Below are 18,926 nucleotides of genomic sequence, written 5' to 3' on the forward strand. Positions count from 1 at the left end.
GGCTTAGACCTCGTAATTCAGAATGTTGAAGGCGCGGTAATACTTGTCGTCATGAAGCTGACCAAAGAGATCCAATGACGCGCCAGTCGCCAAAGCATGGGTGTAGCTTCCTGGGAAGAAGAGAACGGTTGGTGCTTCTTTCGCCGTGCTTTGTAGGTTGTTCAGCACGTTGTGAGAGCGGATGTAAGGGTATACCTCACCGACGCCCGACAAGAAAATGACGTCATGTGGGGTCGCTTGGATCGCCTGGCCAATACGCGGGATCAGGTGGGCCTGTGGGTCCAAGACGCCTTGTAGAAGCTCCTTGATCTCACCCTTGCTACTGTCGGCCTCAATTTCAAGAACCTGCTCTAAGATCCCGCGCTCTGAAAGTATTTCGAGAGCGAGATCGTAGAGGTTCAGGTCCAACACTCGAGTGCCGGAGTGCTGAATTCGGGTCACAAGATCTTCACGATCCTCAACCATGGTGAGCCCTTCCTCAGCGGGAAAGGGATAGATGAAAAATGGCACTTCATTCCCTAGGCCTTGTTTGGTCAGGAAGCGTTCACTCGTGATCACGCGGTAGAGGTGCTCGGCCCGCTCTTTCCGGTTTAGTTCTCGTTTCAAATTAAGCTCCCTCAACCGGAACACTGGGGAAAATGGCCAGTTCGCCGGGGTTGTGATCTTCAATCATGTGTTTCAAATGTGTGGAAATAATCGCGGTTTGAATGCGATCATCTTCTGAAATGATCCCGGCTTCACGCATCATGCGAAAAGTGATTTGACGAAGTTTAAGACGGGTCGACCGACTTAATCCGGCCAGTCCTTCATCCCATTCAGCTTTTGCCTCAAAAAGAATGTCAAAGCTTTCGAGCGGTAAATCGAGTTGGTAAGACAGGTATCGCTCTCTCACCACTTCCACCGCAAATTCACGAACGAACCGGTATGCGCGGCATGTGGCGATCCACAACAGCGCCTGCTGTTCGGAGCGGTCCGCCTCTTCCACAAGGTAAGCGCGTTCCTCATCCGTAAGAGTAAGCAGTCGGTTAGAAATTTCGCGCAACGATCGGCGGTTCGATGCTGATTTCGGTAGGCTGGTTGTGCCTTCCTCCATGGCTCTGAGAATTGTGTCTTCCCACGCTTCACCGTCTTCATGCAAGCGCGCGACTTCCAGGCTTTCGTTCAGGAAGAGCCCGCCGGTGCTAAATGACATCTTGTAGTCTTGTCTCGCGAAAGCACTCATCGCCGTCCCCTCTCGAGAGCAGCGCGGACTTCTCCGTCATTGATCAAAACTATATGCTGATCCTGTGGGGTGCGGATACTTGGATCAACATCAAGGCCTAGCCGCTTCAGATTGTAAAACAATAGGCACTTTCGCACTGAAAGTTCTGCCGCCCCGTCATTCATTGCATAGTCGAGCTCGACAATCCTGCGTTGGTTTTCAGGAAGGCCAGGGTGCGGTGCGATTTTGAGCGTTACTGTTTGGTGCCAGTCTTCATCTGTACCGGCGTCGACATCTGATTGTTCCCCCAATGCGCTCTTTAGTATGCGTCCGAGAACAAAGTCTTTGAAGACTTGGTCTTTTGAGCAAAGCGCTCTCGCATGCCAACGAAATCCGTCATGTGCAAGGGCATGAGGAATGATAACGCGATCTTCTGGATCGGGGGACGACATCGACTGATAGCTTATTTGCAGCTCTTTGCGCTGTTCACAGGCTAATAAGAGGTTGCGAAGTGTTAGCGCGCTTAGTCCGCGTCCAGGCACAGTGGTTGCCAGAATGTCCGGTTGGTAGACAATCCAGTCTGCAGCGGGGACTGAACCGCCCCGTGAGATCGACAGGAGATCATCAAGATACTCTGACGGATCAAGCGCAGTGTAGTGTTCTTCGAATTTCGGGCCCAGAACGTAGGTCTTGGCCGTTTTATCGTAGATGATGTGTTCGGGATGATCATTGATGTAGCTATTGAGGTCTTTCGAAGCTTGAGCCCGACTGAGGCCCATAACGTCCATCAGATCCGCAAGGCCGACACGTCCACGCCAAAAGACCCTGTGCTCAATGAATGCACGGCGATCCTGCTGCCATCGTGAAAGACTGTTCGATTCGCTTGTCATAGCCTAAGTCTAGTGCAACCTAGAGGATGGGTCTAGATTTAAGAACCATATACTCAGCGGACTGTCTGCAATATCTTGTAATTCTGTCAGCGGGTTGAGGGATTGCTTCGGTCTTGTATCGCGCGCGACCCAGGAAGTATCGCATGGTTTCAGAAGAACCCGCGCTTAAGCGCGCGGGCAACATCTCCCAATAGACTGCACCGAGGCTCAACGGGCCGTTGGCCCGCTCACCCCGATCCAGACATCATTCCTTTTGTTTGGTCCGCCCAACATCCCTGACCGTGGCGGTCAACCTTGGGCCATCCCCAAAATAAGCCACCAATTTCCCCTGTCTCGCGGGCGAGCCATTCCTCGCGGGGCAAATTGGCGTCTGATTTTGGCGCAGACATTTTCTTCGCAAATGTGGCCGATTGACAGCCCCGTTCAGGGCCGTGGGTCGGGCTTTGCCCTCTCCCACTCTGTTCCGCCGAATACATGCGTATTCGGTCAGATCAGGTGGCCGAGGCGCAGCCCATCGGCGGAAGGGGGCGCAAAGCCTCACCCGCGTCACTTTGATCGAGGAGGCCACAAATGGCACCGAAGTTTGATGTTTATGCCCACGTCACCGACACCATTATTGCAGAGATTGAGGCAGGCACGCCGCCATGGCGCAAGCCGTGGACAGGCAGCGCGACCGGCATTGCCCTGCCGACCCGACACAACGGCGAGGAGTATCGCGGGATTAACATCTTGATGCTCTGGGTCATGGCGGCCAAGCATGGCTATGTGTCCAGCCGCTGGATGACCTATAAACAGGCGCAGGAACTGGGCGGACAGGTCCGCAAAGGTGAAACGTCGTCGACCGTGGTCAAATACGGGACGTTCACCCGAGAGAACGAATTGGGCATTGAGGAAGAACTGCCCTATGCGCGCGCTTACCGCGTCTTCAACGCGGATCAGATCGAGGGTTTGCCGGAGGACTACTACATCCGGCCCGAGGACCCCCGCGATCTTGGCACGGCCGAAGATCCTGAACATGAGGCGTTTTTCAGCCGGACAGGGGCGGAGATCCTCACCAGTGACGACCCGCGCGCCTATTACAGCCCCGCCAAAGACCACATTCACATGCCGCCGATTGCCACGTTTCACAATGCGGCAGGCTATTATGGGACTTTGGCCCATGAGGTGATCCATTGGACCGGCAGCGAAAAGCGGCTTGCGAGGATCAAGAAATTTGCGCACCGTGAGGCCTATGCCTTTGAAGAGCTGGTGGCGGAAATCGGTGCTTGTTTCCTTGGTGCTCAGATTGGCGTCGCGCCGGAATTCGACCAAAGCGCCGCTTATGTTGAAGGGTGGTTGAAAGCTCTCAAAGAGGACAAGCGGGCGATTTTCCGCGCGGCGTCCGAGGCGCAGAAGGCAGCCGATTTTGTTTTAGCAGCAGCAGGTCAATCGAAAGCGGCCGCAGCATGAGCGGCCCCGCAATCCTGCCCCCGATGACGTGCCGCAAATGCGGCGCGTCAAATCCGGTGATCTTTCTTGCGCCGGTCATCGTGACAGGCAGTGGCACCTGTATTTGCTTGGACTGCGCAGAGGCGCGCAAATGGCTGGATCCGGACGGCAACTTGAAAGCCGGTATTGAGCTTTGAGCACCTGCGCCCCGCCTCACGTGGCGGAGCGCAGGCCTCGGGGGATGAAATGAGAAATTGTGGCCCGTGCTGCTGCGCACGGGCCGCCCTGAGAAAATGACTGTGCGGAGGATCGACAGCTTTCAGCCCGCTCACCTCCTTCAGGCTTCTTTCAGTTTGATTGGTCCGCCCAACATCCCTGTCGCGTCCCGTCAATGGGCAAGCGCCGCGCGGGGGCGCGTCGTCAAAGCCTGCAACCCGTGTCCTCGCGCGAAGGCGCGCTGCGGGCCGCACCAGTTGCTGGCTTTGACCCATTGACCGGCCGCTCCTGGGCCGTGGGTCGGGCTGTGCCCCCACCCACTCTGTTCCGCCGAATACATGCGTATTCGGTCAGATCAGATTGGCCGGTGTGCAGCCCATCGGCGGAAGGGGGCGGAAGCCCCAACCGCAGCACCCAAGAGGAGGCCACAAATGGCTCACAAATATCAGCCCCCGAAATTCTGGACCTGCGACTGTGATCGCGCGACCGGCGGTCACATCATCGACGGGCTTTATAGCACCTGCGTATATTGCGGGAAGCATCGGCACGAGCTGAAGGAAATCGTTGTTCCGTCGGGTTTGGGCGGCGTGTTCTGCGTCGAGATCCTCAGCATCGAGGATGATTGCGCCAAGGTGAAGGTGGTCAAAAGCTCGAACGGCTTTGACGCGCTGCCGCCCTTCACGGTGCCGTTCAAGGACATCGCCCCGCGTTGGAAGCACAAGGCGGGAGAAATCCGATGATCCCAGACTATCACAGCGATGATTTTGCGACCGCGCGTCTGGAAGATACCGTGAGTTTGCGAAGCGCCGCCCGTGAGGCCCGCGCCACGCTTTACGCGGTGTTGAACCGGCTGGAGCTGAACGATCTTGACGGCGAGGAGCAGCCCTACATCGACGATTGTCTCGGGGCTCTCGCAATCCTTGAGGAGGCGTTGCGATGACCTTGGAAGATATCAAAGCAGCAGTGGACGCGGGCAACCGCGTTCACTGGGTCAACAGCGGATATGTAGTGACGAGTGATGACCTCGGGCAATACCTCATCACCTTCACACGGAATGGGTCAGCTATCGGCTTGACCAGTCGGGATGGCACCCGCCTGAATGGCGAGCCTGACGAATTTTTCATCGGGGAAAGTGCAGAGGTTCGCCATGAGGTATTCTGACATCAGGCAGGCGGCCCGAGAGGGCCGCGCCAGCGTGCATCTTCATGGGTTCTGCAATCTGCCCGATGGCGGGCAGGAGTATTGTGATGATCCAGTACTGATCAATGGCTGGACGATCTATATCCGAGTTGAGACCCCAGACGACCCGCAACAGCCCTTTGATCTACACGAGCTGCCCGACCATCAAACCTATGCCAGTGCGGAAGGCGCGGCCCGCGCAATAGCGCTGCAATTGCTTTGCAATGCTGAGGCTTGGAACCACGATTAGTGGTGCCAGGCCTCACGCATGTGGCCGGGCTTTGCCCGGCGGTCGCAGCCTACGGCTGCTCCAAACGGAATACAGGCAGTTGATGCAATATTATAATATTGAATCAATTATAGCGAAGTGCCATAACAGGGCTGCCTGTATGATGCTGGCAAGAAATAGGGGGGATTACTTCACATGGGCCGACCGCGCACACCACGGCACAAGCGGCTTACGCAGAACCAGCGTTTTGCCATCGTGCGCAAGCGTGCCGAAGGGGTGGCGATCGAGGATTTGGCCCGTGAATTTGGCGTCACGCCCCGCAGCATCTTCTACACGTTGAAGGCCGATCAAAGCCGCAAGCTCGACGCGCGCGTGCGCTCCGAATTGGTGAATGTCCGGCTCACGCCAAAGGAGCTTGCGAGCTTTGATGCGGTGCTGACGCGGCATGATATCGCCAGCCGCGCCGACGGGTTGCGGCGGCTGATCTATGCGTCGAACGATCTCTTCGTTCCTGACGATGAACTGGCCAACCAGATGCAGGGGCTATCGGCTTCGCTCAATCGCACCGGCAACAACATCAACCAGATCGCGCAGCGCCTAAACGAGGCAAAGCGCCAGGGCAAGACGCCGCCCTATGGCAACTCTGCCCATAGCCAGGTGCGCGCCTTGGCCGGGCTGATTTTCGATATCGCCGACCAGGTTCAGGACATGGCGCAGCGCCGCCGAAGCGCGCTGTCCGGCGAGGTTGCTCGCGTACTGGGAGGTTTTGCCGATGGCCCGGAATAGCGCCGTTGCTGCCGCGCAGGAGGCCTTCTTCGATCGCGACTGGAGCCGCATTCGCGGCAGCGTGCCGCGTGCCCGTGCCAAGCAAATGGCCCGGGCGGCGATGGGGCATTCGCCCGCGATCTTCAAAGCCATTCGAGACGGCGGAACACACAACAAGACTCAGCTGCGCAACCAGCTGGAGTACCTGACCACCAAGTCGAGCTTTATCATCGACAGCCGTGGCACCTATGACGGCCAAAGCGTTCTATCAGGCAAGGAGATCGAGCAGGTTACGCGCCGGTTTTCCGCACAGTGGAATGAGGGGTTCCATCCCAAACTGGGACATACCTCGCACCTCTTGATGGCCTTCCCGATTGGCACGCGCGGCGAGGATGTCGCCGAGATCACGCGCGAGATCTGCGAGCGTTTTTTTCAAGGTGAAGGCAGCCACTTTGACTACATCGCCGCCGTGCATGAGGACCGGGACCATCCACACGCCCATATCGTCCTGAACCGGCGCAGCAAGGACGGTGAATTCTTTTTTCTGAAAGAAGGGCACCATTTCAACTACGACAGTTTTCGCGAGGCAATGGTTGAGGTGTCGGACCGCTATGGGTTGCGGCTTGAGGCGACCCGAAAGCTCGAACGTGGGATCACGACGAAGAGGCCAAGCGATGCAGACCAGCGTCGCGCGGAAGCCACGGGCAAGAAGCTGACCGAACGTGAGCGCGTGGGGCCGGAGCTTGACCGTGCCTTGGCTGAGGTGGCGCATAACGCGCGGCTTTATCGCGGCCTGGCCGCCGAGGCCTCTCGCGAGAACCAGCATGACATTGCAGCAGCCTTGGACAAGGCCGCGCGGCTCTTGGCGCATGGCAAACCGATTGAAGCAGATGGAAAGGTATACGGCATGGCCGAAGAACAGCATTCGTTTGATGAGGTCGTGGATGCCTTTCACGACAAGATCAAAAAGGCCGAACGCATTGTAGCGGACGCCCCGGTGGAGCGACGTGCCGCGCTGGAGCATGAGCTGAACGACATCTATCGTTCTTTGTCACATCTGAGCCCAATGGGAACGCAGTCCCACACCTTGCTCGAAGATGCCTCCAAGAGCGGGATCTATTCGGCCGCGAACATTCAGGCCGACGCCCAAAGTGCATTGCGGGATACAGCTCTTACCGAACGTCTTGAACAGGCTTTGAAAGGCACCGGCATTGACGCGCAGGATGTAGCGCGTCGGGTCGAAATCGGCGCGGGCAATGCCGCGCTCGAGCGGCAATGGCTTGGACAGGATTTGAAGGCGATTGCCGAGAAGGACGGCTTTGACCTGTCACGCGCCGATGAGCTTGAGAAAGCGATCGACCGCCTTGACCATGTGCACAGTGATCTGGGCCGTATGTTGGCCGATGCTGAAGTTCTCAAGGACAGTGGAGCGGTGGAGGCCGACCGGGAGGAAGCCATAGTCGACGGGTTGCCGCCGACCACCTCTGACATCCTGAGCCGTTTGAGAGATGATCCGACCGCAGATCCATTCCGAAACGATCTGGAGCGCGAGACTTTGAGGGCCGAACTGGAGGATCTGGCCGGTGAAGAAAATACCCCGGACTTGGCAATTGGCGATGAGACCGCGCTGGAGGAACATATCGAAGACCGCCTGGACCGGCTCTATGCGGCTAAGGCCTATCTGCAGAGCGATGCCGCTCTGGCGAACAGTGTGGCGATGGAGCATGTCCTAGACGAGATCGCCAATGAAGAAATTGATGTTCAACGCGAGCGGCATGTCGATGCCGACGGCGAAAAAGGTGTGACGCATGGGTAAGGCGCGGATCGCACTCGGCGTCATGAGCTTTGCTCTTCTGGGCGCGGTGTTGGGGTATGTTCTGGCGTCGGCCTTTCTGACGTTCCACTGGTTCGGGGTCGGGGCGGATATCGATTTCTTGATGCTGGCACGCAGCTATGGGGTTCTCCGAACGACGCATCAGGCCGACATGCAGATTGTTCACTTGGTCGTGGGGATCAGCACTGGTGCCGGTGTTTTGCTCAGTGCGGTGTTGATGAACGATGCGCTGACCAAATTTGGGGAAACCCACTGGCTGCAGATGTCCGAGATGAAGCGGAACGGTTTCTTCGGCAAGCCTGGCCACGGCTTTGTCCTCGGCAAAATGGGAAAGCCCAAGAGCCGCAAACCCTTTGTCATGTCCAAGGTTTTTCCCCATGCGCTGATCGTGGCTCCAACCGGACGCGGAAAGACCACGGGGTTCGTCATTCCGAACCTTCTGACTTATCAGGGCAGTGCCGTCGTGCTCGACGTGAAGGGCGAAAACTTCGAGGCAACGGCCCGCCACAGGGCTGCGCAGGGCGACAAGGTGTTCCGGTTCGCGCCAACAGACTGGAAGGATGGCCGTTCGCACCGGTACAATCCTTTGCTGCGCATATCGGCGCTGGAAAACGTCGACCGCCAGCAGATGGAGCTGCAACTTCTGGCTTCGCTGTTCCTGCAAGCAGATAACGACCGGGTGCAGGGGCTTCTCGATGGCGGTATTGACCTATTCGTGGCGGCAGGACTTTTGGCGTTCGAGCGAAAGCGGCCGACCCTGGGCGAGATCTACCGCATCACCGCATCGGGCGGGGACAAGCAGAAAGAGTATCGCCGCCGCGCCGATGAAGTGGTCAATCCAGCCGCCAAGCTGATCTTCATGCGGATGGCCTCGACCAACAACGACACGCTGACATCCTACCTGTCGCTCTTGATGACATCTGGCCTCAAGCAGTGGTCAAACCCGGCCATCGACCGTGCGACCGCAACGTCGGACTTCGATTTTCGCGATATCCGAAAATCGCCATTTTCGGTTTATCTCGTGGTCGAACCGCTGATGGTAAAACCGCTCGCGCCGTTGATCCGCCTGTTTTTCTCAGACCTGCTGGCATCGCTGCAGGACCATGAACCCGGCAAGGACGAACCCTGGCCGGTTATGATCATGCTCGATGAATTCAACCGCCTGGGCAAAATGCCGATCGTTCTCGATAGCATCGAAACCCTGCGATCCTACCGGGCCAACCTCGCGATCGTAACGCAGACGATCCCGGCCTTGGACGAAATCTACGGTGAAAATGCCCGGCGTGCCCTGCAGGGTAACGCGGGCATCAAGCTCTATCTCACGCCCTCAGATGAAAAGACCATCGAAGAGCTCAGCAAAGCCGTCGGCAAAACCACCAAGCGTGTTGTGACTCGCTCGCGCTCGGTCGGTCGCAACCCATTCGCCGGACGCAGCATGTCTGAACGGACTGAAGAAACCGCGCTGCTTCCCGAGGATGAGGCGCGGCGTATGGATCTTGATGACATCGTTCTGGTGGTCGACGCGCAAATGCCCGTGCGCGCCAAGCGGATAAAGTACTATGACGATCGCTTCTTTAAGCAGATCTTCGACAAGCAGACAGGCGACCTCCCATATCCCTCGGCCGGGGACCAAATGCGCGGCCTACAAGGGCAGATCAAGGCACTGGAAGCGAAGATAGGGGCGCTTGAGATACCGAGAGCAGTTTCAGGTGGCGGCTCTGAAGGTGAAGGGAAGCGGCGAGAAGAGATCGATAATTTGGTCAGCGAAAAGCGGGGTGAGCCGAACGAGGGCAAGCCTAGTTTGGACGAGTATCAGGCTGGTTCAGATCGGGTGGAGAAATTTATGGAGGCGGCAGTCCAGGGATGAGAGCAGAAAGAAAACGTTGTTGCCTGCCGACGAAGGACTCATTGCAGCAGAAACGAGTAGATTTCTAAATTGACCAGGAGACAAGAATTCCCAACCCGCATTCGAAAGATTGACCTTCGAATTCTAACGCCCAAGTGCGAACCGTGGCGTCCAGCTCTCAATTAATGCTTCTTCTTCCGCCAGATCTTCATCATCTGGATCTTCGGCCAGCTCGTCGCTCGATAAAACAGTCAGAGTGAAACCATAACTGCCTAGCCCAACGACCTCTTCGTCTAAGGTCAAGCGGCGAGTACAAGAAAACCAGTTTGCAAGCGTGGTTTGCCCGCACAGGGTTCGACCCGAAGCAACGTTGCCGGGCTTCCGATTAAATTCGCGTGTAAGGCTTGCTGGCAAAGATACGCCCTTGCGAAGAAACGTAAGCTTGTCGAGTTTCTTGAAGCTATCGGACAGGAATGCGTATGCCACTTTGTCACCGGAACTGACGATCACCGCCATCGGATAGTCACAACACTCGGCAGCCCTGATCGCTGAAGCCGTCAGCGAACACTCCGCGCTGTGACCCAATGTCATGATCGCATCAAGGCCGACGCGGCTTGTACCGATGACGTTTGAAACCAGCCTCGATGGCATCAACAGACCAGACGCGAAGTGATCGGCTTCGAGCTCAATGGAGTTTGAACCTTGCGAAAATCCCGCTTTGGAGATGTGAATCGGAGCTGACTTTAGGATCTCTTCCGGATGCCCTTCCAGAAAATAGTGCCCAAGCTCGTGAGACACTGTAAATCTGCGGAATCCCTCGCTTACAATATCTGTCGCATAGAAAATGCCGACACGGTCGTCGAAGAATATGATTCCTCCGCTGACACCTGGTCGATCAGGCGGTTTTGGCTCAATCATGATGTCCTCGGCCTCTGCGATCGCAAATGGATCAACCGGGAAGTTGTCAAACCCCATCTCTTTGGCCTTTAGCTCGCCCTGACGTCGCGCCATAGTGAGCCGGAACTTGCTCATTTCTCCGCTTTCTTTTGATTCATCAAGTCAATCATCATCTGGATGTGCTCTCTGTCGCCGTCAGATAGGTTTTCTTCCCCCCGGAACACTGTTGTTGCTTGGCCCATCTCCAAGGTGCGCCCAAGGAGATAATCCGAAGTCACATTCAGTGCTTTTGCGAGGGATCGGATATTGGCGAAAGATGGCTTTCGTCTTTCCTTCTCGAAATGTCCGATGGCGGATGGTTGCAGGCCGGCCTTTGCGGCCAATTCGGTTTGATTAAGTTCTCTGTTCTCTCTGGCTCGGCGTAACCTTTCGCCGAATCCTCCCGTTTCATCTGTTGAGTTTGACATGACGCCCTTGGTTGTGTTACTATGACGAAATCGTAGGATTTCCGCCGCTTGCTCGCGGCTTTTTCTTTCGCGAAACGCCCTACGAAAACGTCAATAACTGTAAGACAGATCGTAGAATCCGTCAAGCCTGAGGGGGCAGAAGGAAATGAATGTAAGAACAAATTTTGAAGACTACGCGCGGAACCTGGATATCGATCCGGTTGAAGCAGCGCTGATGGATGTGGCTCGGGCCATCCAGATCACCGTGACAATGCATCGCGAGGCAGAAGCTCACTATCGCGGATTGGCCAGCCATGTAGATCGGCCGGGAAGCCCATTTGAAGACCTTGTCCACGAGATCTACGCGTCCGGCAGCTTTGCCATTCACGCACCGACGCGATCTCGCCTTAAGCGAGATCAGCATGATGTCGACGCTGTCATTGAACTGAGCGTGCTACCAGGTAGCGACCCTGAATGGGTCTTGACCATGCTCTACAAGGCAATCAAAGGCGATCCGGGCAGCAAGTATCATGACTATCTGATCGAAAAGAACAGCCGCTGTGTGACTGTGACATATCCGGATGGCGTGACCGTGGATCTGATGCCGGTTGTTCGTTTGGCTGGCACCCCGGAGCGCGTCGCGACCCTGTTCCACCACAAGCCGGAAACGGGTACTTGCTACCACAAGGAGGTGAACCCAAAGGGGTTTGCCGACCACTTCAATGGCCATATCGAAACAAGCGCAGTCTTCCAGGATCTTTTCGACGCGCGGCGTTTCCTCGTAGACGGTGAAACCTACGAAACCATGGCAAAACGCGTGACGTCTGATGGCAGCATGATAAAGGCTGATACCCAACCGATGCCTGTCCATGTCCCGCTCGACCAAAAGTCTCCGCGGGTTGTTGCTCTGCAATTGATCAAGCGCTTTCGCGACAAGCGCTTCCGCAAACATGATGACCACCGCGGCAAACGGAAACCTCCCTCGATCATTATGGCTGCGATCGCGCTGGAAGCTGGCCCAGTGCAAGACAGTCTCGTTGACGAGGTGATTGCACTGGCAATTCGTATGCGCCGCCGCATTCAGGATGCCGAAAGCTGCCTGCGGTTGTTGAAAGTTCGCAATCCGGCTCATACACCCGACATCTTCACCGACCGGTGGCCTGAGCAACGGAGCGACCAGCAACTCTGGGCCCGCGATCTCCAGACACTCATTGACCGCTTGAAGACTCTACAACGCGTTGGTTTCAACCCAGCGGTAATTCAGTCAACCTTCGACGATCTCTTCGGTGAGAAAGCCGGTGAAACGGCGCTGCAGGCGTTTCACCGGGCGCGGATGGTTCAGCTTGAACACGGCGCGATTGGAATGAAACCGGGTGGAGAGTTCAAGCCTGCGGCCCCTGCTTTGGGTGCCGGTGTCGCGACTGCAAACGGTCTCATCACGCCTGCCCGAGCCAATACCAACATGGGGGGCGTCGTGCCCGATGATAACTGTTGGTAACCAGATCGCGGATATGCGCGCTATTCTCCCGACCTGGTCGTGCAATCAGCCGGACAAACGAACTGCCATTTGGCATGGCACGCTCAAGCCTCATAAGACGACCTATGGGTTGCGCGTGGAATACACCGAACCACTGTTGCCCGAGGGGCGGTCAAATCTCTATCTTCAGCCTCTGGTAGAGGTGTTAAGTCCACCGCTGACCCGGAGATTTGGAAATGCGGAAGGCTCGCTCCCGCATGTCTACGTCGCACATCCGCGAACGCAGCGGATCGGTCCCTTTCTTTGCCTCTTTGATGATGAAGCAAACGAATGGACACCAGATGATCGCATTAGCAATACCACCATCCCTTGGGCTTCAAACTGGCTTAGCTGCTACGAGTGTTGGTTGTTGACGGGCAAATGGTTCGGCACGGGCAAGCACATCAGGTTAGAAACAGATAGCCGCAACCCAGTAGCGGCAAGATTGGAACGTTACCATGGAACAACCTCAGTTGCGGCGGTCACACGGCACGATTTTTCATCGGCGTGAACAGCTCGAATGGACGGCCGACACCTTCCGCATCCTCTCGATCGATGGTGGCGGAATAAAAGGCATATTGCCTGCCGCCGTGTTGGCCGAATGCGAGCGCCGATTTCTGAAAGGAGGATCAGCAGCGGCCTATTTCGATTTGCTGGCAGGAACATCAACTGGCGGCATAATCGCGCTTGGTCTGAGCGCGGGAATGCGCGCGGCGGAGGTTCTCGACATTTACCTTACCCACGGCGGGAAGATCTTTCCAAAAGGCTGGACCCCGCCATTCGCTTTGGGTCGGGCGGCTAATTCTGTTTACGGGTTCGCGCGCAACATGGCCGTCTATCGCTATGACCGAGAGCCCTTGGAACGCGCCCTTCGGGACTGTTTCGGCAACAGAACTCTTGGGACTGTGGATCGGCGGTTGAACATTCCAACCTTTGACGGTTTCAACGAGGTCACTGTTCTGAAGACTCCACATCATCCTGATTTTCGCCTGGACTGGCAGGAGGAGATCGTGACGGCCGCCCTTGCGACCTCGGCGGCACCTACCTTCTTTTCGACATACCGAAATGGCACGCGGCACTTTGCCGATGGAGGTGTTTGGGCAAACAACCCAGCCATGGTTGCGCTGGTTGATGCCCTTTCGTGTTTCGATCTCGACCGACATACCGTCGACATTCTATCTCTCGGATGTGGCGAACAGGATCTGCTATTGTCGGACTCGCAAATCAAGTGGGGAGGGATGTTTCACTGGCGCACCATCATTGAGACGGCCATGCATCTACAAAGCCAAAACGCACTGGGTCAGGCCGGTCTGCTGATTGGGCGCGACAGATTACTGCGGGTAACAACTGCACCTTCATTAGCTCCGATTGCGATGGACGACTTTGAAAGAGCTCGTGATGAGCTTCCCACTCAAGCCCGGCGACTCGTCGAAGAGAATTCCGAGCGTTTGGAAAGGTTCTTCGATGCGGAAAGGGCACCGGTAACCCTCTATCATGGAGAGCAGGCTGCCGACCTTTGATTGCAGCAAGTAAGATCGCTTGACCGGCGCACCTAAGACATTTATCTGCGTTTAGTTAGGAGTGACTGCGCCGCAGCAAAGACCAGTCCGACCAACAGCAGGAAGGTGCCGATTTCACTTCAAGCGCTTGGCCCGTTCAGCGACCTTCTGAACCATAGAAACAGTAGCTCCGCCCGCCTGCCGTATTCCGGCTCCCGCGATCTCGGAGTTTGATCTGGTCCCAAAACGTGCCCGAGCCCGCGAGCCCTTTGTGCCAATCAACCCCTTTGCGAAGCCGCCAGGGCCTGGAATGCTCGGCGGTCCGGCCATCATGAAGTTGCCTGAAATTGAACGGACGATCAGCGGGGTTGCGATGATCATGCCGCCTGCGAGAAACATCATCATGAAGAAGGGGACCAGCGCGCCGATATTGCTTGCACCGGATGGATCTCCGAGTTCGGTCATCAGCGAACGCGACATGCCGACGACGGTGGAAAACACGCCTGCGATCACGAGAGGGTAGAGAGCGTAGGACACAGTGCTGGACAGCCAACGGTGGAAATAGTCCTTGCTGACATCGAACAACGAAAGCGCGATCATGATGGGGGCGATGCCGATCATGAAGGCCAGCATGATCTTGGCAAAGATCAGAACAAGCCCGCAGAGTGCGCCGATGACGCCCAAAAGGAACGCACCGATCGCGCCGATCAGGGCTCCGGCCATCCAATGCATGTTGTCTCCAGCCGCGTTAAGGTAGTCGCCGAACTCTTCGATGAGATCGTCAAAGGCCCCGGCAAAGTAAGACGCGCCAGCCCCGCCGCCGCCAAGCCCCGCCACCATGCCGCCCGCGAGTTGGTCGAGCCCATCGACTAGGGCGCTGGCCACCGCGTTGAACTGGACCCAGTTCATCGCAAAGAGGGAGATCAGCATAAGCTTGAGGACGAACCAGAACGCCGTCCGCCCATCCATGGACTTGTACTGAAACACCATGTTGAGGAAGACGCCGATCACGGCGAGCGTGGAGGCGACCGCAATGACGCCGCCAAGCTGTCCGGCGACGTTGCCAAAGGTGGTTTGGGCTGCGTCTTCCAGAAAATTGTCGGTGGTCTCTACCATCCAGGTGACGACGCCCATCGGATCTTCCTCGGTCTGCTTTAGGCGCTCGCGCCGGTGCGTCGTTTCATGAAGGCCTTCAGGATATGCTCGCCGTCAAAATCCGGCACGACCGAGACCAGCTCCCAGCCGTCTTGGCCAAGAGCCGTCAGCTGCGCTTCGATCTTCGGTGGCTTTGTCTTGGCGGTGTTGATCTGTTCAATCTTGTATTCAAACATGAGCTGTTTCCTTTGAATGGGCCGGATCAATCGGCAGGTAGAATTCGGTGATGCCACGTGTGCCTTCATAGCGACCGGCCTGGATGATCACATCGATCGAGCGGGTGATGTAGTCGTTCATGTCCTGGTAGGTCATGGGCACGTCAGTTTTCAGGGCGGCGATGGCGAGGCGCTGCACGGCCAGCTGAGGGGTTTCAGCATGCAGCGTGGTGAGTGAGCCACCATGGCCCGTGTTTATGGCCTCAAGGAAGGTCATGGCCTCTTTGCCGCGCACTTCGCCTAAAACAATCCGGTCCGGCCGCATTCGCAGGGTGGAGGTCAGCAGGACATCAGCGCTGCGTGTGGCTTCGTCGCGATCAGACATCAGCGTGACGACATTGGGCTGCGTCGGACGCAGTTCAGCGGCCTCTTCGATCGTGACGATACGCTCGTCGGCGGGCACGAAGGAGAGGATTTTACGTGCCGTGACGGTCTTGCCGGTCGAGGTGCCACCAGAGACGATCATGTTGAGCTTGTGCGTGACGCAGAACTTGATCGCCGCATCGATGTCGCCGGTGGCCACGACATCGCGCAGCTCGGCGTTGCGCTTGCGCCGCGCACCTTCATTGTTGCGTTCTTTGCCGAAGAGATAAGACAGTTTGATCTGGTCCAATGGTAGGTCCGCAAAGAACCGCAAAGAAATCGCATAGCCGCCATCGACAGCGGGGGGCTGAATGACTTGCGCGCGGATTGGGCGGTCACGGTAGGTGATGCTGACCGACACGATGGGCTTGGTCCGGCTGAGCGTGGTGTTTGCGGCCGAAGCAATCTGATTGCCCAGGTCTTTGATTTCGTTGGGCGAGAGCGGTCGATTGACGGACCGCATAAAGTGATCCCCCTGAAACTCCGCCCACAGCGTGCCGTCGGGGTTGATGCAAAGCTCGATCAGCTTTGGATCACGCGCTTCGGGGATCTTGTCCATCGAGCTTTGCAGATAGCTGGCCGCCATGATCAGAAAATCTCCAGATCGCGGTCGACCATCACGGTGACGCGGGCACCTTGATCGACATAGATCACGGGTGAGACGGAAAGATATTCGCCAATCACGCTTTGCGCGCTGTCTCTCAGATCTTCGCCAATGCCCTCGAGGACATCCGAAGTAATCTCATCTTCGGTGTTTTGCGCGGCGACGGCGGGCAAGGCTCCGATCAGCGATATCAGGGCGGCAGAACCGAACCGCGTGCCAAAGCGGCTGTCGACGAAACCGGTCGTTCCGGAGCGGCCCAGTTCATCGCCTCCGAAGGCGCTGATTTCGACGGTCTGATTGCTGGGCAGAATGATCCGGTCCCAGGCGGTCGTCACGCGTTGCTGCGCGATATCGAGACCAGATTGATACCGCCCGATCAGACGCGCGCCGCGCGGGATCAGGATCCGCGAGCCGTCATAGGCGTGGACATCTTCAGACACCATCGCGCGGACCTGACCGGCGAGCGAGCTGTCGATCGCTGTCTCGAGCACGGCCTGGATCATCGTGCCCTGAACAACCGTGTTTGACGGGTTCACGATCAGCTGGGCCTGCGTCACCTCAGCGGGTTCAGCGCCGTTGCGAACAAAGTCTGTATCGCCATCAAGTCGACGCTGCTCGGCGGCGGTATCATTGTTGCCGCTTCCAGTGCCGCCAAAAGCGATAATTGGGCTGGCAATACGCGCTTGCAGTTCCTCAAGCTCGGCTTGCCGCCGCCGCTCGAGCTCTTGCATACGCAGTTCCTCGGCCGTGGGGCCGGTTGGTGCGGGCGTGCCCGGGGTTTCCAGGCGCGCAAGCTCCAAATCATTTTGAAGTCGCTGGATTTGCCGTGCGCGCTCTTCCAACTCTTCGCGCAAGGCGGCTTGCGTAGCAGCGGCCTCACTGCGCAGGGCATCGATCTCTGCACCCAAGGTCTCCAATGCTTCAGTGTTGACGGCTGGGACTTCAGGTGCGGATGCGTTGCGCAGGGCTTCGAGCTCGGTGCGCATAGCGTCCATTTGCGCGCGTAGCTCTTCCGTTTCGCTATCTGGTTCCGGCTCCGGCGGCGGAGTTGTGTCAATCGGTGCAGGCGTGGGCTCGAGCGCACCAAAGCCCGGTCCCGCTGCTTGGAATTCATCCGGGGAGGCGGTTTCCAGGCTGTCGGGTTCAGAACCGCCAGAGAACAATAGCAAGAGGCTGCCTAGAGCGGCGATTGCCCCAATGCCTAGGGCAATAGTGACAACGGACGGTCGCGATTTTCGGTTTTGTGGTTTGCCTTCAAGCGCTTCGAGGCGTTTCTTAAGCTCAGCTGTTTCACTCATTGTGGTTTGCCTCGCTCATCTCTTGGACGCAGATTTCGTCATCACCAAGCCTGAGAACCCATCGAGTGCTGACACCCGATACGCGGATCACGCCGTCTGGCCGGGCTAGAGCATTGACACTGCGCTCATTGCCACCGGACCAGCGAAAGATCGCGGGCAGCGGCGCGTTTGCGGCAAAGCGGAAGTAGGTGAAGGTCCCGTCGTCCCAGATTTCTTGCGGGGTGATCTCTGATCGCGCGCTGACGCCATAGGCATGGTTTGCGGGCTCGCTTGCAGCCACTCGGGATTGCTGGGGAGCGGACTCAGGATAGGTGAAGCGGATGACATAGAAGGTCGGTGAGCTCGCCTCGGTCACGTTGAAGTAATAGCTGCGCCGGTTGGTGTAGACGGTGATGTTAGTATGCGCGCCGCGCGTGACGGGCTTGATCGCGAAGGCCTGACCGCCGGGCACGCCGTCGAGAAGAAAGCCTTCAGTGTCTCCAGCAATGATCGAGCGGATGGTTTCGCCTTGGCCGAATTCGATGCTGGTCACGTGGGTCAAGCTGGTGCGGATGCGGTAAACCTGCCCATCCTGATAGGTGGCCAGCCGGACACGGGCATCATAGGGGCCCTGGCGCGGCTGCGTTTCTGCATAGGCGGTGCCAGCAAGCGGAACAATGAGGGTGAGGATCAGGAACAGGCGGCGCATTGGTTACTCCAGACGATCCGAGCGGATCGCGTATTCGGTGACGGTGAAGCCGAAAGGGTTCTGCCAGACATCGTCGATCGACCGGCTGTTCTCGGGTCGAAACTCAAACATCAGCGTTGCGGTGAAGAGCCCGTTTTGAGTGCCGCGCGGCGAATTAAGCCGCTTGCGCAGACGCACCTGGGCACGGTTGGCGCTGATATGGGTGATCGACAGAACCTCGACATCAAGCCGGGCATCTGTGCCGTAGCTGTCCGGCGGATAGGCTTCGTGGCCACTGGTCCAAAGCGCGCGCAGGCCGGCGGCGGCCGCGCCGCCCGACTGGTCCAGGACCCGCCGCACGCGCACATCATTGTCGAGCTGATTGTACGTCTCTCGATCAATGACATAGCGGTAGACCTGTGCCTCGATGATAGCGGGGCGTTCCGTGAGTGAGACCGCTTCAACCATGGCATTGGGGAGGGCCATGCCGGTTTCGCTATCAAAGGGCACGATCATGGGCGGCGGGTCCACGTCGAACAGGGCGACAAGAGCAGCGGAGAGGCAACCTGCCATGCCAAACGCCATGCCTGTCAGCCCCAGCTTCTGCCACATAAGCTCGCGCCGTCGCGCGCCGTAGACGAGCTCTTCCTCTATGATTTCTGCTTCACTGTTCATGAG

The 18,926-nt window shown here is 57.4% G+C and carries 23 protein-coding genes; 12 read left to right on the forward strand and 11 right to left on the reverse strand.

Annotation, left to right across the window (positions count from 1 at the left end):
* Nucleotides 1–3 precede the first annotated feature (3 nt).
* The 3 genes from OU789_RS03100 to OU789_RS03110 are packed head-to-tail and all read right to left on the reverse strand — an operon-like array spanning nucleotide 4 to nucleotide 2,091.
* Nucleotides 4–606, reverse strand: a complete 603-nt coding sequence (locus OU789_RS03100) for a DUF1788 domain-containing protein (protein WP_274653194.1) — start codon at nucleotides 604–606, stop codon at nucleotides 4–6.
* Between the two features lies 1 nt (nucleotide 607).
* The gene (locus OU789_RS03105) at nucleotides 608–1,222 is read right to left on the reverse strand and encodes a DUF1819 family protein (protein WP_274653196.1); all 615 of its coding nucleotides are present in this window, start codon (nucleotides 1,220–1,222) and stop codon (nucleotides 608–610) included.
* Entirely contained in the window at nucleotides 1,219–2,091 is an 873-nt protein-coding gene (locus OU789_RS03110; RefSeq protein WP_260112387.1) for a WYL domain-containing protein, read from the reverse strand. Before OU789_RS03110 ends, OU789_RS03105 begins: the two co-directional genes overlap by 4 nt.
* A 570-nt stretch (nucleotides 2,092–2,661) precedes the next feature.
* Here OU789_RS03110 and OU789_RS03115 point away from each other — a divergent pair.
* The 9 genes from OU789_RS03115 (at nucleotide 2,662) to OU789_RS03155 (ending at nucleotide 9,609) form a co-directional block, all read left to right on the forward strand.
* Entirely contained in the window at nucleotides 2,662–3,540 is an 879-nt protein-coding gene (locus OU789_RS03115; protein ID WP_274653202.1) for an ArdC family protein, read from the forward strand.
* Nucleotides 3,537–3,716 carry a hypothetical protein gene (locus OU789_RS03120; protein ID WP_274653204.1) on the forward strand — a complete coding sequence of 60 codons (180 nt, stop codon included), beginning with the start codon at nucleotides 3,537–3,539 and terminating at the stop codon, nucleotides 3,714–3,716. Before OU789_RS03115 ends, OU789_RS03120 begins: the two co-directional genes overlap by 4 nt.
* A gap of 450 nt (nucleotides 3,717–4,166) precedes the next feature.
* Nucleotides 4,167–4,475, forward strand: a complete 309-nt coding sequence (locus OU789_RS03125; protein WP_274653206.1) for a hypothetical protein — start codon at nucleotides 4,167–4,169, stop codon at nucleotides 4,473–4,475.
* Nucleotides 4,472–4,675 (forward strand): hypothetical protein, encoded by a 204-nt coding sequence (locus OU789_RS03130; protein WP_025060004.1) that lies wholly within the window; start codon nucleotides 4,472–4,474, stop codon nucleotides 4,673–4,675. Before OU789_RS03125 ends, OU789_RS03130 begins: the two co-directional genes overlap by 4 nt.
* On the forward strand, nucleotides 4,672–4,896 hold the full coding sequence (locus OU789_RS03135; protein WP_446719156.1) for a hypothetical protein: 225 nt from the start codon (nucleotides 4,672–4,674) through the stop codon (nucleotides 4,894–4,896). The genes OU789_RS03130 and OU789_RS03135 overlap by 4 nt, the downstream gene beginning before the upstream one ends.
* A complete protein-coding gene (locus OU789_RS03140) occupies nucleotides 4,883–5,164 on the forward strand; it encodes a hypothetical protein (RefSeq protein WP_274653211.1) in 282 nt (93 codons plus the stop codon). Before OU789_RS03135 ends, OU789_RS03140 begins: the two co-directional genes overlap by 14 nt.
* A gap of 174 nt (nucleotides 5,165–5,338) precedes the next feature.
* On the forward strand, nucleotides 5,339–5,929 hold the full coding sequence (locus OU789_RS03145) for a hypothetical protein (RefSeq protein WP_274653213.1): 591 nt from the start codon (nucleotides 5,339–5,341) through the stop codon (nucleotides 5,927–5,929).
* Nucleotides 5,916–7,724 (forward strand): relaxase/mobilization nuclease domain-containing protein, encoded by a 1,809-nt coding sequence (locus OU789_RS03150; protein ID WP_274653215.1) that lies wholly within the window; start codon nucleotides 5,916–5,918, stop codon nucleotides 7,722–7,724. The genes OU789_RS03145 and OU789_RS03150 overlap by 14 nt, the downstream gene beginning before the upstream one ends.
* Nucleotides 7,717–9,609 carry a type IV secretory system conjugative DNA transfer family protein gene (locus tag OU789_RS03155; RefSeq protein ID WP_274653217.1) on the forward strand — a complete coding sequence of 631 codons (1,893 nt, stop codon included), beginning with the start codon at nucleotides 7,717–7,719 and terminating at the stop codon, nucleotides 9,607–9,609. The genes OU789_RS03150 and OU789_RS03155 overlap by 8 nt, the downstream gene beginning before the upstream one ends.
* 123 nt (nucleotides 9,610–9,732) lie before the next feature.
* Here the strand turns inward: OU789_RS03155 and OU789_RS03160 are convergent, their stop codons facing one another.
* Nucleotides 9,733–10,620 carry an ImmA/IrrE family metallo-endopeptidase gene (locus tag OU789_RS03160; RefSeq protein WP_274653219.1) on the reverse strand — a complete coding sequence of 296 codons (888 nt, stop codon included), beginning with the start codon at nucleotides 10,618–10,620 and terminating at the stop codon, nucleotides 9,733–9,735.
* Nucleotides 10,617–10,952 (reverse strand): helix-turn-helix domain-containing protein, encoded by a 336-nt coding sequence (locus tag OU789_RS03165; protein ID WP_274653221.1) that lies wholly within the window; start codon nucleotides 10,950–10,952, stop codon nucleotides 10,617–10,619. The genes OU789_RS03160 and OU789_RS03165 overlap by 4 nt, the downstream gene beginning before the upstream one ends.
* Nucleotides 10,953–11,097: 145 nt before the next feature.
* On the opposite strand from OU789_RS03165, the gene OU789_RS03170 reads away from it, so the two are divergent.
* From OU789_RS03170 to OU789_RS03180, 3 genes are read left to right on the forward strand one after another with little or no spacing between them, the layout of a single operon-like run.
* Nucleotides 11,098–12,429: a nucleotidyltransferase domain-containing protein gene (locus OU789_RS03170; RefSeq protein ID WP_274653223.1), complete on the forward strand. Its 1,332-nt coding sequence runs from the start codon at nucleotides 11,098–11,100 to the stop codon at nucleotides 12,427–12,429.
* Nucleotides 12,413–12,958: a hypothetical protein gene (locus tag OU789_RS03175; protein ID WP_274653224.1), complete on the forward strand. Its 546-nt coding sequence runs from the start codon at nucleotides 12,413–12,415 to the stop codon at nucleotides 12,956–12,958. The genes OU789_RS03170 and OU789_RS03175 overlap by 17 nt, the downstream gene beginning before the upstream one ends.
* Entirely contained in the window at nucleotides 12,906–13,967 is a 1,062-nt protein-coding gene (locus OU789_RS03180; protein WP_274653226.1) for a CBASS cGAMP-activated phospholipase, read from the forward strand. The genes OU789_RS03175 and OU789_RS03180 overlap by 53 nt, the downstream gene beginning before the upstream one ends.
* A 114-nt stretch (nucleotides 13,968–14,081) precedes the next feature.
* On the opposite strand, the gene OU789_RS03185 is transcribed toward OU789_RS03180, so the two are convergent.
* Genes OU789_RS03185 through OU789_RS03210 form a run of 6 tightly spaced genes read right to left on the reverse strand, consistent with a single transcriptional unit; the run spans nucleotide 14,082 to nucleotide 18,923 of the window.
* Complete coding sequence (locus OU789_RS03185; protein ID WP_274653228.1) at nucleotides 14,082–15,080, reverse strand: type IV secretion system protein; 999 nt, start codon at nucleotides 15,078–15,080, stop codon at nucleotides 14,082–14,084.
* A gap of 20 nt (nucleotides 15,081–15,100) precedes the next feature.
* Nucleotides 15,101–15,277: a DUF4177 domain-containing protein gene (locus tag OU789_RS03190; protein ID WP_165590010.1), complete on the reverse strand. Its 177-nt coding sequence runs from the start codon at nucleotides 15,275–15,277 to the stop codon at nucleotides 15,101–15,103.
* A complete protein-coding gene (locus OU789_RS03195) occupies nucleotides 15,270–16,265 on the reverse strand; it encodes an ATPase, T2SS/T4P/T4SS family (RefSeq protein WP_058260726.1) in 996 nt (331 codons plus the stop codon). Before OU789_RS03195 ends, OU789_RS03190 begins: the two co-directional genes overlap by 8 nt.
* A 2-nt stretch (nucleotides 16,266–16,267) precedes the next feature.
* Nucleotides 16,268–17,581 (reverse strand): TrbI/VirB10 family protein, encoded by a 1,314-nt coding sequence (locus OU789_RS03200; protein ID WP_274653237.1) that lies wholly within the window; start codon nucleotides 17,579–17,581, stop codon nucleotides 16,268–16,270.
* Complete coding sequence (locus tag OU789_RS03205) at nucleotides 17,574–18,269, reverse strand: TrbG/VirB9 family P-type conjugative transfer protein (protein ID WP_274653239.1); 696 nt, start codon at nucleotides 18,267–18,269, stop codon at nucleotides 17,574–17,576. The genes OU789_RS03200 and OU789_RS03205 overlap by 8 nt, the downstream gene beginning before the upstream one ends.
* 3 nt (nucleotides 18,270–18,272) lie before the next feature.
* Nucleotides 18,273–18,923: a virB8 family protein gene (locus OU789_RS03210; RefSeq protein ID WP_274653241.1), complete on the reverse strand. Its 651-nt coding sequence runs from the start codon at nucleotides 18,921–18,923 to the stop codon at nucleotides 18,273–18,275.
* Between the last annotated feature and the right edge of the window lie 3 nt (nucleotides 18,924–18,926).

Origin of the sequence: Halocynthiibacter sp. C4, from assembly GCF_028823805.1 — a bacterium.
Taxonomy (GTDB): domain Bacteria; phylum Pseudomonadota; class Alphaproteobacteria; order Rhodobacterales; family Rhodobacteraceae; genus Falsihalocynthiibacter; species Falsihalocynthiibacter halioticoli.

Coding starts and splice junctions, on each gene's coding strand:
- OU789_RS03105 (WP_274653196.1), bottom strand. CDS start 1,222: ATGAGTGCTTTCGCGAGACAAGACTACAAGATGTCATTTAGCACCGGC.
- OU789_RS03110 (WP_260112387.1), bottom strand. CDS start 2,091: ATGACAAGCGAATCGAACAGTCTTTCACGATGGCAGCAGGATCGCCGT.
- OU789_RS03115 (WP_274653202.1), top strand. CDS start 2,662: ATGGCACCGAAGTTTGATGTTTATGCCCACGTCACCGACACCATTATT.
- OU789_RS03120 (WP_274653204.1), top strand. CDS start 3,537: ATGAGCGGCCCCGCAATCCTGCCCCCGATGACGTGCCGCAAATGCGGC.
- OU789_RS03125 (WP_274653206.1), top strand. CDS start 4,167: ATGGCTCACAAATATCAGCCCCCGAAATTCTGGACCTGCGACTGTGAT.
- OU789_RS03130 (WP_025060004.1), top strand. CDS start 4,472: ATGATCCCAGACTATCACAGCGATGATTTTGCGACCGCGCGTCTGGAA.
- OU789_RS03135 (WP_446719156.1), top strand. CDS start 4,672: ATGACCTTGGAAGATATCAAAGCAGCAGTGGACGCGGGCAACCGCGTT.
- OU789_RS03140 (WP_274653211.1), top strand. CDS start 4,883: ATGAGGTATTCTGACATCAGGCAGGCGGCCCGAGAGGGCCGCGCCAGC.
- OU789_RS03145 (WP_274653213.1), top strand. CDS start 5,339: ATGGGCCGACCGCGCACACCACGGCACAAGCGGCTTACGCAGAACCAG.
- OU789_RS03150 (WP_274653215.1), top strand. CDS start 5,916: ATGGCCCGGAATAGCGCCGTTGCTGCCGCGCAGGAGGCCTTCTTCGAT.
- OU789_RS03155 (WP_274653217.1), top strand. CDS start 7,717: ATGGGTAAGGCGCGGATCGCACTCGGCGTCATGAGCTTTGCTCTTCTG.
- OU789_RS03160 (WP_274653219.1), bottom strand. CDS start 10,620: ATGAGCAAGTTCCGGCTCACTATGGCGCGACGTCAGGGCGAGCTAAAG.
- OU789_RS03165 (WP_274653221.1), bottom strand. CDS start 10,952: ATGTCAAACTCAACAGATGAAACGGGAGGATTCGGCGAAAGGTTACGC.
- OU789_RS03170 (WP_274653223.1), top strand. CDS start 11,098: ATGAATGTAAGAACAAATTTTGAAGACTACGCGCGGAACCTGGATATC.
- OU789_RS03175 (WP_274653224.1), top strand. CDS start 12,413: ATGATAACTGTTGGTAACCAGATCGCGGATATGCGCGCTATTCTCCCG.
- OU789_RS03180 (WP_274653226.1), top strand. CDS start 12,906: ATGGAACAACCTCAGTTGCGGCGGTCACACGGCACGATTTTTCATCGG.
- OU789_RS03185 (WP_274653228.1), bottom strand. CDS start 15,080: ATGGGCGTCGTCACCTGGATGGTAGAGACCACCGACAATTTTCTGGAA.
- OU789_RS03190 (WP_165590010.1), bottom strand. CDS start 15,277: ATGTTTGAATACAAGATTGAACAGATCAACACCGCCAAGACAAAGCCA.
- OU789_RS03195 (WP_058260726.1), bottom strand. CDS start 16,265: ATGGCGGCCAGCTATCTGCAAAGCTCGATGGACAAGATCCCCGAAGCG.
- OU789_RS03200 (WP_274653237.1), bottom strand. CDS start 17,581: ATGAGTGAAACAGCTGAGCTTAAGAAACGCCTCGAAGCGCTTGAAGGC.
- OU789_RS03205 (WP_274653239.1), bottom strand. CDS start 18,269: ATGCGCCGCCTGTTCCTGATCCTCACCCTCATTGTTCCGCTTGCTGGC.
- OU789_RS03210 (WP_274653241.1), bottom strand. CDS start 18,923: ATGAACAGTGAAGCAGAAATCATAGAGGAAGAGCTCGTCTACGGCGCG.